We start from the raw sequence: 15211 nt of genomic DNA, 5'->3' as shown, positions 1-15211 counted from the left end.
GAGATTTCCCATAGCGTAAGCTAGTAAGATCCCTGAAAGATGATCAGGTTGATAGGTTCGAGGTGGAAGCATGGTGACATGTGGAGCTGACGAATACTAATAGATCGAGGACTTAACCATATAATATGTAGCAAATGTTATCTAGTTTTGAAGGAATATGCCTTCATAGTTTGGTGATGATGGCAGAGAGGTCACACCCGTTCCCATACCGAACACGGAAGTTAAGCTCTCTAGCGCCGATGGTAGTTGGGACCTTGTCCCTGTGAGAGTAGGACGTCGCCAAGCAACTAAAAACACAAGTCTTTTGACTTGTGTTTTTTTTATTTCCCATGAAATAGGTTAGGTTCTGTTAGTAAAAATGATGAAATATAGTAAGGGATTTTTTGAGCAGAAATATTAAGAAATTGATAAATAAATGGATAATCTTCAGAGCCATAGCTTCCAAGTAAGTCATACCACCAATCTGTTTCATACCTAGAAATCATGCTTAAATTATAGAGCAATAAATAATGAACGAGGAGTTCAGGTAATACTGGTTTAGGATTTCTAGGATCAGTTGTAAGTGGTAAATAATAAGTATTAGTAAGATATTCATAGTATAAAGGAGTACTGTACATAGGATTCCATGATTGAATTGGCGCCGTAAAAAGTAAATTCGATTCATTAGTTTTCTCAGGTACATGTTGCATTGATAAATGCTTACAAGATGTTTCAATGTAGCGAGAAAATCTCTCTTTAGTCATATGTAATCGATCTAGTAGGTTGACTGAAAAGGAGAGCTCATTTTTAATTGTTGAATCAATTTTATATAAAGTTGATCCTTTTTGACTATAGCGGAACAAATTTTGTAATTCTGGAATATTTCCCATTAATTCTAACATGTTAAATTTTTCTGCTTCTAAGTGTTTCATGTGAAACAGTTGTTCTGCAACATGAGTAAACAATCCGTTTTTTTGTACCTTCACCTCATCTTCTAAAAATTGATACCCTTGTTTTTTTCGTTTGCGAGTTGTAACGCCATGAGCTAAAACAGTAGTGGATTCAGGATAGTTAGGATCAATGGTTAGTAGACATGCTTTAAAAAGTTGGCTAATTCCATAAAATAACAACATTGGTTGAATGGAAAATGGAGCTGTCTTATATAATTCATAATAATTTTTCCCGTGTTCTAAGTAATAAATAAAGGGATAACAATTTTCAAAACTTTTTTTTTCGGCATCCTGAATAGAGGATTTTTCATAACAACGGGCAAGATAACGTTGTACGTTTTGAGATGAAAAAAAGAAACTTAACTGCTGCCAAGTGCAAGATGTTTGATGCATATATTACGCTCCTTTTATTGTCTAAAAATTCTAACATATATATACGTCCTTGACAGTATTTTAACCAATTGATAAGCTACTAATAATAATTTCTGGTATCATAGGGGGAACAATTATGTGGGAATCTAAATTTGTTAAAGAAGGTTTGACTTTTGATGATGTATTACTTGTACCAGCTAGGTCAGATATATTACCAAGAGAAGTAAGTGTTAAAACAGTTTTATCTGAAAGCTTACAGCTAAACATCCCGTTAATTAGTGCAGGAATGGATACAGTAACAGAAGCTGACATGGCTATTGCAATGGCTCGCCAAGGTGGTTTAGGAATTATTCATAAGAATATGTCTATTGAGCAACAAGCAGAGCAAGTTGATAAAGTAAAGCGCTCTGAAAGCGGCGTTATTTCAGATCCTTTCTTCTTAACTCCAGAACATCAAGTATATGATGCAGAACATCTTATGGGAAAATATCGTATCTCAGGTGTACCGGTTGTAAATAATTTAGATGAGCGAAAATTAGTTGGTATTATTACAAACCGTGATATGCGCTTCATCCAAGACTACTCAATCAAAATTTCTGACGTAATGACAAAAGAACAATTAATTACAGCTCCAGTTGGTACTACACTGGAAGAAGCTGAAAAGATCCTACAAAAGTATAAAATTGAAAAACTCCCTCTTGTTGATAATAACGGTGTATTACAAGGGCTGATTACAATAAAAGATATTGAAAAAGTAATTGAATTCCCAAACTCTGCTAAAGATAAGCAAGGACGCTTATTAGTTGGAGCGGCAGTTGGTGTAACAGCTGATGCTATGCTTCGTATCGATGCATTAGTAAAAGCTAGTGTAGATGCAATTGTACTTGATACAGCTCATGGGCATTCTAAAGGCGTTATTGATAAGGTAAAGGAAGTTCGTGCTAAATATCCATCATTAAATATTATCGCTGGAAATGTTGCTACAGCTGAAGCAACGAAAGCATTAATTGAAGCTGGTGCAAACGTAGTTAAAGTTGGTATTGGACCAGGTTCTATTTGTACAACACGTGTTGTAGCTGGTGTTGGTGTACCACAATTAACAGCAGTTTATGATTGTGCAACCGAAGCTCGTAAACACGGTATTCCAGTTATTGCTGATGGCGGTGTTAAGTACTCTGGTGATATGGTTAAAGCTTTAGCAGCAGGAGCACATGTTGTTATGCTAGGTAGTATGTTTGCTGGTGTTGCCGAAAGTCCTGGAGAAACTGAAATTTACCAAGGTCGTCAATTTAAAGTGTATCGTGGTATGGGTTCTGTCGGTGCGATGGAAAAAGGAAGTAAAGATCGTTACTTCCAAGAAGGAAATAAAAAACTTGTTCCAGAAGGTATTGAAGGACGAGTACCATATAAAGGACCTTTAGCAGATACAGTTCACCAATTAGTTGGTGGCTTACGTGCAGGTATGGGATATTGCGGAGCACAGGATTTAGAATTCTTACGCGAAAATGCACAATTCATTCGTATGTCAGGTGCAGGCTTACGTGAAAGTCATCCTCATCACGTACAAATTACAAAAGAGGCTCCAAACTACTCATTATAATGTCTTATATACAAATAGACAGAGATTTGATATCTCTGTCTATTTTTTTTTGATTATGTTAGAATAACGGTTATGTGAGTACATAGATATTGGGGGTAGCAAAAGTGAAAGGTATGTTTTGCAAAAGATTCATTGCTTTGGTAACAGTGCTTACACTAGCTTGTAGCATTTTTATTCCATATAGCAATGCATCAGCTGAAACAGGAGCCGCTTTAAACATTGAAGCAGGCGCGGCAATTTTAGTAGAAGCGAATTCTGGGAAAATTTTATATCAAAAGAATGCAGATGAATTATTATCCATTGCTAGTATGACAAAGATGATGAGTGAATATTTAGTTCACGAAGCAGTGGATAAAGGAAAACTTAAGTGGGACCAGAAAATTAAGGTTTCTGAATATGCATATAAGGTTTCACAAGATGCTTCATTATCAAATGTTGCATTAGAAAATGGTGGCTCTTATACAGTAAAAGAGTTATATGAGGCAATGGCAATCTTTTCTGCAAATGGTGCAACAATTGCATTAGCAGAAGCAATTGCAGGTAAAGAAGTAGATTTCGTAAAAATGATGAATGATAAATCGAAAGAACTAGGGTTGAAAAATTATAAATTTGTCAATTCTACAGGTTTAACGAATAAAGATTTAAAGGGAATGCACCCTGAAGGAACAACAGCAGATGAAGAAAATAAAATGTCTGCAAAGGATGTTGCAACTTTAGCACAACATTTAATTAAAGATTATCCAAAAGTGTTAGATACAGCAAAAATTCCTAAAAAAGAATTCCGTCCAGAAAAAGAGAAGTTTGCAATGTCAAACTGGAACTGGATGTTAAAGGGCTTAGTTAAAGAATATGATGGCGTAGATGGTCTGAAAACAGGCTCAACTCCAGAAGCAGGAGATTGCTTCACTGGTACGGTTGAAAGAAACGGTATGCGTTTTATTTCTGTAGTTATTAAAACAAGTTCTCATACAGCACGTTTTGATGAAACAAAGAAGCTATATGATTATGGATTTGCTAACTTTGAAGTGAAACAAATGTATAAAAAAGGTTCTTCAGTAAAAGGACAAGAAACAGTAAGAGTAGAAAATGCGAAAGATAAAGATGTAGCAGTTCAAACGAAACAAGCTATTTCACTTCCAGTGCCAAAAGGAAGTAAAGATGTTTATAAAACAGAATTAAAAGAATCAAGTAAGGGACAAGAAGCACCTATTAAAAAGGGAGTTGCGCTTGGTCAAATGGTAATTACGCCAAAAGATACAAACGACTCTGGATTTTTAACTGGTAAGTCGTTGCAAGTGGATCTTGTAACAACATCTGAAGTAGAAGAAGCAAACTGGTTTACTCGTGCTATGCGCGGAATTGGTTCATTCTTTAGTGGTATGTGGAATAGTGCTGTTGATACAGTAAAAGGTTGGTTTTAGAAGCTCCTCATGGTAGGGGCTTTTTTTTTATTCCTATTTTTCATACCGACTTTATGAAAAAGTAGTAGACAAGCATCTGATAGTTAGTGGTAGAATGTAAGAGTATTCTTAATTTTCGCCTTTAACGGGGGAAAGCAATTCACCTAGGGGGGTTTTTGTACATGACAAATGTAACAGGGACAGAGCGTGTAAAACGTGGAATGGCAGAAATGCAAAAAGGCGGCGTTATTATGGACGTAATAAACGCTGAACAAGCAAAAATTGCAGAAGAGGCAGGCGCAGTTGCCGTTATGGCATTAGAGCGTGTACCAGCAGACATTCGTGCAGCAGGTGGCGTTTCTCGTATGGCAGACCCAACAATCGTTGAAGAAGTTATGGGTGCAGTGTCAATTCCGGTTATGGCAAAATGCCGTATCGGTCACCTTGTAGAAGCACGTGTATTAGAATCATTAGGGGTAGACTATATCGATGAGAGTGAAGTATTAACTCCTGCTGATGAAGTATACCATTTAAATAAACGTGATTACACAGTTCCATTTGTATGTGGTTGCCGTGATATCGGAGAAGCTGCACGTCGTATTGCAGAAGGTGCATCTATGCTTCGTACAAAAGGTGAACCAGGAACAGGAAACATTGTAGAGGCAGTGCGTCATATGCGCCAAGTCAATGCAGAAATCCGTCAAGTTGCGAGTCTACGTGAAGATGAGTTAATGACATATGCAAAAAATACTGGTGCTCCTTACGAAGTATTACTTGAAATTAAACGTCTTGGTCGCTTACCAGTTGTAAACTTTGCGGCAGGTGGTATAGCAACGCCAGCAGATGCTGCATTAATGATGCAACTTGGTGCTGATGGGGTATTTGTTGGATCTGGTATCTTCAAATCAGAAAACCCAGAGAGATTTGCACGTGCAATTGTTGAAGCAACGACTCATTATGAAGATTACGAACTAATTGCAAGTCTTTCTAAAGGATTAGGTAATGCAATGAAGGGTATCGAAATTTCAACGTTATTACCAGAACAACGCATGCAAGAGCGTGGATGGTAATTAAAGGAGAACTTTAAAATGGTGAAAATCGGTGTACTAGGTCTTCAAGGTGCAGTTCGTGAACATGTAAAATTAGTTGAAGCAAGTGGTGCAGAAGCTGTTGTTGTAAAGCGTATAGAGCAACTTGAAGAGATTGATGGTCTTATTTTACCAGGCGGTGAAAGTACAACAATGCGCCGCCTTATTGATAAGTATGCTTTCATGGAACCACTTCGCACATTTGCAAAGTCTGGTAAACCAATGTTTGGTACATGTGCAGGGATGATTCTTCTTGCGAAAACACTTATTGGCTATGAAGAAGCACATATTGGTGCTATGGATATTACAGTTGAGCGCAATGCGTTCGGACGCCAAAAGGATAGTTTTGAAGCTGCGCTTTCAATTGAAGGCGTGGGTGAAGACTTCGTTGGTGTATTTATCCGTGCGCCGTATGTTGTAGAAGTAGCTGATAATGTTGAAGTGCTTTCTAAGCATGGTGACCGAATGGTAGCGGTAAGACAAGATCAGTTTTTAGCTGCTTCATTCCATCCAGAATTAACAGATGATCATCGTGTAACAGCATACTTTGTTGAAATGGTAAAAGAAGCGAAAATGAAAAAAGTTTTATAAGTAACTTGCAACTTGTATAAGATTATAGTAAATTGATGGTAACAATTTTATAAAATAAGCGTGTTGATAGGAAATAGTAACAAATGTTGTTTCTTATAGAGAGTCGATGGTTGGTGGAAATCGATAGAAACAGTTTGTGAATCCATCCTGGAATGGAATGTGGAACATCTTTTGGATTAAGTAAGCATTCCCGGTGAAGAGCCGTTATTTCTACTTGAGAGGAAAGCGGTAATGCTTTCAACTAGGGTGGCAACGCGGGTTAACTCCCGTCCCTTTATATAGGGACGGGAGTTTTTTGTGTTTTATAAAATAAAAGGAGGAGTATATAATGCTTGATATTAAATTTTTACGTACAAACTTTGAAGAAGTAAAAGCGAAATTACAGCATAGAGGTGAAGATCTAACTGATTTCGGACGTTTTGAAGAACTTGATACGAGAAGAAGAGAACTACTTGTTCAGACAGAAGAATTAAAAAGTAAACGTAATGAAGTGTCTCAACAAATCTCTGTATTAAAGCGCGAAAAGAAAGATGCAGAAGCTCTAATTTTAGAAATGCGTGAGGTTGGAGAAAAAGTAAAGGATTTTGATAACGAACTTCGCACAGTTGAAGAAGACTTAGAAAGATTAATGTTATCTATTCCAAATATCCCTCATGAGTCTGCTCCAGTCGGTGAAACAGAGGATGATAATGTAGTAGCGCGTACTTGGGGAGAAGTAAAAGAATTTACTTTTGAACCAAAACCACATTGGGATCTTGCTACTGATTTAGGAATTTTAGATTTTGAACGCGCTGGGAAAGTAACAGGAAGCCGCTTCGTATTTTACAAAGGTGCTGGTGCAAGATTAGAGCGTGCTTTAATTAGCTTTATGCTTGATCTTCATACTGATGAGCATGGATATGAAGAAGTATTACCTCCATATATGGTAAACCGTGCAAGTATGACAGGAACAGGACAACTTCCAAAGTTTGAAGAAGATGCATTCCGTATTGAAAGTGAAGATTATTTCTTAATTCCAACAGCTGAAGTACCTGTAACGAATATGCATCGTGATGAGATTTTAAATAAAGAGCAATTGCCTATAAGATATGCTGCATTTAGCTCTTGCTTCCGCTCTGAAGCAGGTTCAGCTGGTCGCGATACACGCGGTTTAATTCGCCAGCATCAGTTCAATAAAGTAGAGCTTGTGAAGTTCGTAAAACCAGAAGATTCTTATGAAGAGTTAGAAAAATTAACAAATGATGCAGAACGCGTGTTACAATTATTAGAGTTGCCATATCGCGTTATGAGCATGTGCACAGGCGATTTAGGATTTACAGCAGCGAAGAAATACGATATTGAAGTATGGATTCCAAGCTATGGCACATATCGTGAAATTTCTTCTTGTAGTAATTTTGAAGCTTTCCAAGCGAGACGTGCAAATATCCGTTTCCGCCGTGAGCCAAATGGAAAACCAGAACATGTCCATACATTAAATGGATCTGGTCTTGCAATTGGACGTACGGTTGCAGCTATTTTAGAGAACTACCAACAAGAAGATGGTACAATTATAATTCCAGAAGTTCTTCGCCCTTATATGGGAGGAAAAACAGTTATTAAGTAAATTTAAACATTCATCGGTATGAGTGATTGGTAATTATGAGCGTTGTCAGTACTGTAATGTAGGAAGGGGAAAGTAAAATTTTCCTTTCCTCATAATTTATTTTAGTAGGGTTGACTAACTGTTTTTCTTTTGATATTATATTTGATGTCAATATGGAGGTATACCCAAGTCTGGCTGAAGGGATCGGTCTTGAAAACCGACAGGCGGCGAGAGTCGCGCGGGGGTTCGAATCCCTCTACCTCCTCCAGATATAATTGACAACAGCGCATATAAGTGGAGATTGGAGAACTCGTTACCAACACGTAACGAGTTTTTATTTTAAAACCAATCATAAAGTATGGTGTAAGGTAATTTTGTCCTTATTACACACTCATATTCCGATGATTATCTTCATAGATATGAAAGGAGTCAACATGGATCTTATTATACAAACGTTTCCTTTAGATGGAAAAACTTTATATTATGTACAATGTCCTGTCTGTAAGAACAATAGAATTTTAAACAGTGGTGCAAACGTATCACGCATTATTAGTGATGATACATTCCGTAAACTTTGTGGTTGTACTTGTGATGTAAAACCAGCTACGAATAAAGTAGAGGTGCCAAAACAAGTTAAAAAAGCAGCTGTAAAGAAAGAAGCGGCTCCAAAACGTACAGGTAAAGTATTAACGGTAGTAATTAATGGGAAAGAAATGACTGTTAAAGAGATTGCTGAAGCATACGATATTAGTACAAGTACTGTTCGTCAGCGTATTAACGCAGGAAAACCTGAGAGTGAAATTATTGCTCCAACAAAGAAGAAGTAATTTAATTGGAAAACCCGTGCATATGCACGGGTTTTTTATTTTACAAGTTTACGTGTTTGTTTTAAAAAATGGCCAATTTTTTTAATGATTGGTTCGATTGAATCCCCATCTTTTAAAATATCGTACTCATTAATATTTAAGCGTAATACAGGGCATGAATTAAAGTTGTTAATCCAGTTTTCATAACGTCCATGCATTTCTTTCCAGTACTCAATTGGCGTTTGCTGTTCCATTGGGCGTCCGCGTTCTTGAATACGATCGACAATATCATCGAAAGAACCTTCTAAGTAAATTAATAAGTCTGGATGAGGGAAGTAAGGAGTCATGACCATAGCGTCAAATAACCCTTTGTATGTTTCGTAATCAGTTTCCGTCATCGTACCTTTTTCATGATGCATCTTTGCGAAAATTCCAGTGTCTTCGTAAATAGAACGATCTTGAACAAAACCGCCACCGTATTCAAAAATTCTTTTTTGTTCCTTAAATCGTTCTGCTAAAAAGTACACTTGTAGGTGGAAGCTCCAGCGAGTGAAGTCCGCATAGAACTTGTCCAAGTATGGATTGGAATCTACTTTTTCAAATGATGTGCGATAACCTAAAGCATTAGCTAATGCAGTTGTCATAGTTGATTTACCCACACCTACCGTTCCGGCGATAGTGATTACTGCGTCATTGGGTATATCATATTTTTGCCTTAAATTCATTATTATTTCGACTCCTTTAAGAGAGTATTTTGAAGGGCAGATAGGATGACGTTTAAATCATCAGGATTTTTTACAAAATCCATATCGTCTCCATTAAATTTCAATACTGGTATTTCCGGATGATCTTTTTTAAAAGCATCCATTGCTGTTTCATAATCTTTTGTGAGCTGTAGTAAGTAATTTGGATCCATGTTTTTTTCAAATTCTCTTCCGCGCATGGCGATTCGTTTTTGCAATGTTTCTAGGCTAGCTGTTAAATAAACAATAACGTTTGGCACAGGCATATCTTGTGTAAGGATACGATAAATTTGCATGTACTTGTCATATTGAGAGTCTTTTAATGTGCGGGATGCAAAAATTAAATTTTTAAAGATATGGTAATCCGCTACTACTGGTTTCCTTTGATTCAAATACTTTATGTTAATATCTTCTAATTGTTTGTATCTATTACAAAGAAAGAACATCTCTGTTTGAAAACTCCATTCGTCGATGTCTTCATAGAACTTTCCTAAAAAGGGATTTTCATCAACAATCTCTTTTAGTAAGTGGAGTTGCATGTGAGTTGAAATTTCCTTCGCAAGTGAAGTTTTTCCAACACCAATTGGTCCTTCAACCGTGATAAATGGTACTCCGGTCACGCTGTTTCCTCCTTTCAATCAGTGATTTACCGTGACTACTAAAAACACAAAACAGAATTATTGTAGCACAAGAGGGAAGCGAGCGGGTTAATTTGATATAAAAAGTTAGAAAATAGATATATGTATTAATTAAATTTTATTTTGGATGACGATGTTATATTTGCTTTCAATGTAGTTTCCATTATTTTTAAAGCATGTATATTATCTTGGTCGTTGTTAGAGGCGATACAATCCTGTGGTACATACAATGTATAATTTCTCATATGGGCATCATTAGCTGTAAATAGGATACATATATTTCCGGCAACTCCTGTTAATATTAGATTTTCTATTTTTAAATAACCTAGTAATGAATTTAAAGGTGTTTCATAAAAAGCGGAATAATGTGGTTTAATAAAAATGTAATCATCAGAATTTGGAGCAATTTTATGGATTATATTTTCGCTATATTTATTTGTGCAATGAGTAATAAGTTGGTCGATATCAGATCTCCAAAGTTGATAATGGTCATTAACGTAAATTATAGGATAGCCGAAGGATTTCATTTTTTTCTTTAATTGTAAAATAGGGTTTGTGATAGTCTCACATTTTTGAGCTAGAATGGGTCCGTGGGAAAATTGAAAGTCATTAATCATATCGATAATGAGCAAGGCGGTATTTTTCATATGTAATCCCCTCTCTTTTTTCTTTTAGGGTGGATTGAATATATAAAAGTTATCCCCTGTGTAGTAAATGGAAATAAGTGTACTTTATTTGTAATGAAAGGACTATGTTATGGAACAAGATCAAGATATTTATTTTATGCAATTAGCGATAGAAGAAGCCAAAAAGGCAGAGGAAATACAGGAAGTGCCAATTGGAGCAGTTATAGTGTTAGATGGTGAGGTAATTAGTGTTGCCCATAATTTAAGGGAAACTGAGCAAAGATCAATAGCTCATGCTGAGTTGCTAGCGATAGATGAGGCGTGTAAAAAATTAGGGACATGGCGTTTAGAAGATGCAACATTGTATGTAACATTAGAACCTTGTCCAATGTGTGCGGGTGGAATTGTTTTATCACGAGTGAAGCGAGTTGTATATGGTGCAAGTGATCCGAAGGGCGGGTGTGCAGGGACATTAATGAATCTTTTAACAGATGAACGCTTCAATCATCAATGTGAAGTAGTATCTGGTGTATTAGAGGAAGAATGCGGTACGTTGTTAACAAACTTTTTTAGAGAGCTTCGTAAAAAAAGAAAAGCGATAAAAAAATTAGAGAAAAATACTGGGAACTAACGTATTTGCATTTTATAAAGAAACAAGTTATACTGATAATGCCTTTAATGAAGGCAACCGAATATTGGTTTTAACTTTGCCGTGCTAAGCGGGGAGGTAGCGGTGCCCTATACTCGCAATCCGCTCTAGCGAGGCCGAATCCCCTCTCGAGGTTATGTTGCTGTAAGGTCTGCCTTAAGTAAGTGGTGTTGACGTTTGGGTCCTGCGCAACGGGACCCCGTGAACCTTGTCAGGTCCGGAAGGAAGCAGCAATAAGCGGGTCTTCTCGTGTGCCGCAGGAGTGCCTGAACCGAGCTAACTGCTTGAGTAACGCTTATGGTACGTAATCGACGGAGGGTGCACGGCAGTTATATATGTATACAAAACTCACCTTAATACAAAGGTGAGTTTTTTGTATAGAAAATAACTTTTGGAATCTATAAACAGAATGGGTTATAATAAATGAGATAATAACCTTTGAGGGAGGCCGTATTTTCGTGTCATACCAAGCGTTATACCGAACATGGAGACCGCAAAAGTTCGAAGATGTAGTCGGTCAAAAGCACGTGACAAAAACGTTGCAAAATGCCCTTCTTCAAGAGAAAGTTTCACATGCTTATTTATTTTCTGGTCCTAGGGGAACAGGAAAAACGACAATTGCAAAAGTATTTGCAAAAGCAATTAACTGTGAACATGCTCCGGTAGCTGAACCTTGTAATGAATGTCCTTCTTGTTTAGGAATTACACAAGGATCCATTTCAGATGTATTAGAAATTGATGCGGCTTCAAATAACGGTGTAGATGAAATTCGAGATATTAGAGATAAAGTAAAATATGCTCCAAGTGCTGTAGAATATAAAGTATACATTATTGATGAAGTTCACATGCTTTCTATGGGTGCATTCAATGCGCTTTTAAAAACCTTAGAAGAGCCGCCAGGACATGTTATCTTTATTTTGGCGACAACAGAACCTCATAAGATCCCGCCTACAATTATTTCGCGTTGTCAGCGTTTTGAATTCCGAAAAATATCAGTGAATGATATTGTTGAGAGATTATCAACGGTTGTGACAAACGAAGGTACGCAAGTGGAAGATGAAGCATTACAAATTGTTGCCCGTGCTGCTGAAGGTGGTATGCGTGACGCGCTTAGTCTTATTGATCAGGCTATATCTTATAGTGATGAGATTGTTACGACAGAAGATGTATTGGCCGTAACAGGATCTGTTTCTCAGCAATACTTAGGCAATTTAGTAGAATGCATACGTGAAAATGATGTATCAAGAGCATTACAGATCATAGATGAAATGATGAGTAAAGGGAAGGATCCAGTTCGTTTTATGGAGGATTTCATTTACTATTATCGTGATATGCTTTTATATCAAACTTCACCACAACTAGAACATATGTTGGAACGAGTAATTGTAGATGATCAATTCCGTAAGTTGAGTGAAGAAATGCAACCGGAAGTGATCTATGAGATTATTCATACCCTTAGTAAGGGACAACAGGAAATGAAGTGGACAAATCATCCGCGTATTTTCTTAGAAGTTGTTATGGTGCAATTGTGTCAACAGTTTATGATGCAAGCAAACGGTACTGATCGTTTGCAAGCAATTATGAACAGGATGCAGCAATTGGAGAAAGAGTTAGAGCAAGTCAAAAAGAACGGTGTGCCAGCTGGTGTACAACAGGAAGTAAGAGAGACACGTGCAACACCAAAACCCGTACGAACAGGAAGTATGAAGATTCCTGTCGGGCGTGTAAATGAAGTATTAAAACAAGCGAAGCGTCAAGATTTAGAACAATTAAAAGCTGTATGGGGTGAGTTGTTAGGAAGACTCAAATCATATAACAAAGTAGCGTTTGCTGTTCTACTAGAAAATAGCGAACCAGTGGCAGCTTCAGATGACACTTACGTTTTAGCATTTCAATATGAGATTCACTGTAAGATGGCGAGCGAAAATCGAGAAGCTATGGATACAGTAGAACAAGCTTTATTTGAATTGCTAAGTAAAAGGTTAAATATGATTGCCATTCCAAAAAGTGAATGGGGTAAAATCCGTGAAGACTTTTTACAACGTGAAGGTGGAGAGTCTGAAGAAAGCCCGGAGAAAAAGGAAGACCCTCTTATAGAAGAGGCAGTGAAATTAGTAGGACAAGAACTCATTGAAATAAAAGAGTAATAATAATTAGGAGGAATTAATTATGATGCGTGGCGGAATGGGAAATATGAATAACATGATGAAACAAATGCAAAAGATGCAAAAAGACATGGCGAAAGCACAAGAAGAGCTTGGTGAAAAAACAGTTGAAGGTACAGCTGGCGGCGGAATGATTACAGTTATTGCAAATGGTCACAAGCAAATTCTTGAAGTGAAGATTAAAGAAGAGGTTGTAGATCCAGAGGATATCGAAATGTTACAAGACTTAGTGTTAGCTGCAACAAATGATGCACTTAAAAAGGCTGATGAGCTATCAAACTCTACGATGGGTAAATTTACAAAAGGCTTAAACTTACCAGGTGGAATGTTCTAGGAGGATATTGATACATGCATTATCCAGAACCAATATCAAAACTAATCGATAGTTTTATGAAGTTGCCAGGTATCGGACCGAAAACAGCGGTTCGATTGGCATTTTTCGTATTAGATATGAAAGAAGATGATGTGTTAGGTTTTGCGAAAGCACTTGTAAATGCGAAGCGAGATTTAGCGTATTGTTCTGTATGTGGACATATTACTGATCGTGATCCTTGTTATATTTGTAATGATTCGCATCGAGATCAATCAGTTGTTTGTGTCGTGCAAGAACCGAAAGATGTAATCGCGATGGAAAAAATGAAAGAGTATCAAGGTGTATATCATGTGTTACGTGGTGCGATTTCTCCTATGGAGGGAATTGGACCGGAAGACATTAATATCCCGCAACTCTTAAAGCGACTACATGATGAAACGGTACAAGAAGTAATATTAGCAACAAACCCTAATATTGAAGGGGAAGCTACAGCGATGTATATCTCCCGCCTCTTAAAACCTACAGGCATTAAAGTAACTCGTATTGCACATGGTCTGCCAGTTGGTGGAGATTTAGAATATGCAGATGAAGTGACACTATCGAAAGCATTAGAAGGTCGCAGAGAAGTATAAGAGGAGAAACAAAAATGTTCTTTCAAAAAAAGGGTAAATTGCGTAAAGAGTATGATGATAAGTTAATTGTACTTTTGGAAAAAGTGAAGAATGAGTGGTTACGTCAGAAGAGAATGGTCGAACAAAGTGTAGAACCATCTCAAGATGTCATTTGTTCTTTGAAAATAGCAGAGGCGAAATATTTCTTCTTGTTGAAAGAAGCAAAGCGTCGTCCTGTAAAAATGGAACAATGGTAAAGGGTTCTGCTTTCTGAGCAGGCCTTTTTATTTTATTTGTTAAATGCTGAGGTGTTGTTTTATTAGGTTTATATGAAAGAGATGCCGTTTATGATAACTGTTCTTTTTTATTGTCTTGTCCCATACAAATAGATGTATAGGTCATTCATAAGGAGGAAAAAATGAATTCTACAATTATTATTGTTGGCATTCTTACTTTAGTGTTTATTTTTCTTGTTTTTGGTGTTGCCTCTAAGCCATTACGTTTTATAGGAAAGGTGATTTTTCATGTTACTCTAGGCATAGCATTGCTTTTTATCGTAAATGTTGTAGGGACATATTTTGATTTTCATATCCCAATTAACATGGGTACAACGGCAATAACGAGTTTATTAGGCCTACCAGGTGTGGCGGCATTAGTGATTATTAAGCTTTATATCATGCCAAGATAAAATTATTTTGGCATTTTTTTTAAAAGTGTTGACTATTAAATGATTAATATGGTAAATTAATAAGCGTCGTCAGGAACGAAAGAAAAAAGTTGTTGACAGATTTAATGAGAAATGTTAAATTATAAAAGTCGCTGAAACGCGATATTGAACTTTGAAAACTAAACGAAACAAACAACGTGAAACGTCAATTTTTATTTTTAGATGCTAGACAAACTAACTTTATTGGAGAGTTTGATCCTGGCTCAGGATGAACGCTGGCGGCGTGCCTAATACATGCAAGTCGAGCGAATGGATTGAGAGCTTGCTCTCAAGAAGTTAGCGGCGGACGGGTGAGTAACACGTGGGTAACCTGCCCATAAGACTGGGATAACTCCGGGAAACCGGGGCTAATACCGGATAACATTTTGAAC

16 protein-coding genes, 1 tRNA gene, 3 rRNA genes, 1 other RNA gene and 1 other annotated feature are annotated in these 15211 nt (G+C 37.0%); of the genes, 17 read left to right on the top strand and 4 right to left on the bottom strand.

Annotated features, from left to right (window positions below):
* Both ATL10_RS29240 and rrf read left to right on the top strand, forming a co-directional pair.
* A 23S ribosomal RNA gene (locus ATL10_RS29240) occupies positions 1-120 on the top strand; the annotation flags it as partial.
* A gap of 49 nt (positions 121-169) precedes the next feature.
* Positions 170-285, top strand: a 5S ribosomal RNA gene (gene rrf / locus ATL10_RS29235).
* A 35-nt stretch (positions 286-320) separates the two neighbouring features.
* Here rrf and ATL10_RS29230 read toward each other — a convergent pair.
* On the bottom strand, positions 321-1322 hold the full coding sequence (locus ATL10_RS29230; RefSeq protein ID WP_053563256.1) for a YaaC family protein: 1002 nt from the start codon (positions 1320-1322) through the stop codon (positions 321-323).
* 115 nt (positions 1323-1437) lie between these two features.
* On the opposite strand from ATL10_RS29230, the gene guaB reads away from it, so the two are divergent.
* From guaB to ATL10_RS29195, 7 genes are all read left to right on the top strand, one after another.
* Entirely contained in the window at positions 1438-2901 is a 1464-nt protein-coding gene (gene guaB / locus ATL10_RS29225) for an IMP dehydrogenase (RefSeq protein ID WP_000264089.1), read from the top strand.
* A 113-nt stretch (positions 2902-3014) separates the two neighbouring features.
* Positions 3015-4322: a D-alanyl-D-alanine carboxypeptidase DacA gene (gene dacA, locus ATL10_RS29220; RefSeq protein WP_142670030.1), complete on the top strand. Its 1308-nt coding sequence runs from the start codon at positions 3015-3017 to the stop codon at positions 4320-4322.
* 161 nt (positions 4323-4483) lie between these two features.
* Positions 4484-5371: a pyridoxal 5'-phosphate synthase lyase subunit PdxS gene (pdxS, locus tag ATL10_RS29215; RefSeq protein WP_000186154.1), complete on the top strand. Its 888-nt coding sequence runs from the start codon at positions 4484-4486 to the stop codon at positions 5369-5371.
* Positions 5372-5389: 18 nt separating this feature from the next.
* Entirely contained in the window at positions 5390-5980 is a 591-nt protein-coding gene (pdxT, locus tag ATL10_RS29210; protein ID WP_110498135.1) for a pyridoxal 5'-phosphate synthase glutaminase subunit PdxT, read from the top strand.
* 54 nt (positions 5981-6034) lie between these two features.
* Positions 6035-6257: a binding site (T-box leader), on the top strand.
* Between the two features lie 51 nt (positions 6258-6308).
* Positions 6309-7583 carry a serine--tRNA ligase gene (gene serS / locus ATL10_RS29205; protein WP_000884174.1) on the top strand — a complete coding sequence of 425 codons (1275 nt, stop codon included), beginning with the start codon at positions 6309-6311 and terminating at the stop codon, positions 7581-7583.
* A 154-nt stretch (positions 7584-7737) separates the two neighbouring features.
* Positions 7738-7830 (top strand) — tRNA-Ser (locus ATL10_RS29200).
* Positions 7831-7996: 166 nt separating this feature from the next.
* Entirely contained in the window at positions 7997-8389 is a 393-nt protein-coding gene (locus ATL10_RS29195; RefSeq protein WP_142670029.1) for a sigma factor-like helix-turn-helix DNA-binding protein, read from the top strand.
* A gap of 35 nt (positions 8390-8424) precedes the next feature.
* On the opposite strand, the gene ATL10_RS29190 is transcribed toward ATL10_RS29195, so the two are convergent.
* The 3 genes from ATL10_RS29190 to ATL10_RS29180 all read right to left on the bottom strand — a co-directional run bounded on the left by ATL10_RS29190 (position 8425) and on the right by ATL10_RS29180 (position 10396).
* Entirely contained in the window at positions 8425-9093 is a 669-nt protein-coding gene (locus ATL10_RS29190) for a deoxynucleoside kinase (RefSeq protein WP_001053585.1), read from the bottom strand.
* Positions 9094-9095: 2 nt separating this feature from the next.
* A complete protein-coding gene (locus tag ATL10_RS29185; protein WP_000148218.1) occupies positions 9096-9731 on the bottom strand; it encodes a deoxynucleoside kinase in 636 nt (211 codons plus the stop codon).
* Positions 9732-9856: 125 nt separating this feature from the next.
* On the bottom strand, positions 9857-10396 hold the full coding sequence (locus tag ATL10_RS29180) for a cysteine hydrolase family protein (RefSeq protein WP_000798736.1): 540 nt from the start codon (positions 10394-10396) through the stop codon (positions 9857-9859).
* 109 nt (positions 10397-10505) lie between these two features.
* On the opposite strand from ATL10_RS29180, the gene tadA reads away from it, so the two are divergent.
* The 8 genes from tadA to ATL10_RS29135 form a co-directional block, all read left to right on the top strand.
* On the top strand, positions 10506-11006 hold the full coding sequence (tadA, locus tag ATL10_RS29170) for a tRNA adenosine(34) deaminase TadA (protein WP_000434330.1): 501 nt from the start codon (positions 10506-10508) through the stop codon (positions 11004-11006).
* Between the two features lie 79 nt (positions 11007-11085).
* Positions 11086-11350: signal recognition particle sRNA large type (gene ffs, locus ATL10_RS29165), an RNA gene on the top strand.
* A gap of 132 nt (positions 11351-11482) precedes the next feature.
* A complete protein-coding gene (dnaX, locus tag ATL10_RS29160; protein ID WP_000121561.1) occupies positions 11483-13171 on the top strand; it encodes a DNA polymerase III subunit gamma/tau in 1689 nt (562 codons plus the stop codon).
* 25 nt (positions 13172-13196) lie between these two features.
* Positions 13197-13523, top strand: coding sequence for a YbaB/EbfC family nucleoid-associated protein (locus ATL10_RS29155; RefSeq protein ID WP_014894853.1), 327 nt, complete (start codon positions 13197-13199; stop codon positions 13521-13523).
* Positions 13524-13537: 14 nt separating this feature from the next.
* A complete protein-coding gene (recR, locus tag ATL10_RS29150; RefSeq protein ID WP_000559169.1) occupies positions 13538-14134 on the top strand; it encodes a recombination protein RecR in 597 nt (198 codons plus the stop codon).
* A gap of 14 nt (positions 14135-14148) precedes the next feature.
* Positions 14149-14370, top strand: a complete 222-nt coding sequence (locus ATL10_RS29145) for a YaaL family protein (protein ID WP_000466019.1) — start codon at positions 14149-14151, stop codon at positions 14368-14370.
* 161 nt (positions 14371-14531) lie between these two features.
* Complete coding sequence (locus ATL10_RS29140) at positions 14532-14801, top strand: pro-sigmaK processing inhibitor BofA family protein (RefSeq protein ID WP_110498131.1); 270 nt, start codon at positions 14532-14534, stop codon at positions 14799-14801.
* Between the two features lie 219 nt (positions 14802-15020).
* Positions 15021-15211, top strand: a 16S ribosomal RNA gene (locus tag ATL10_RS29135); the annotation flags it as partial.

The organism is Bacillus sp. 196mf (assembly GCF_003217275.1).
Classification (GTDB): Bacteria; Bacillota; Bacilli; order Bacillales; family Bacillaceae_G; genus Bacillus_A; species Bacillus_A thuringiensis_S.
Note: the sequence above shows the minus strand (reverse complement) of the source record. Positions and strands in the feature narration are given on the sequence as shown.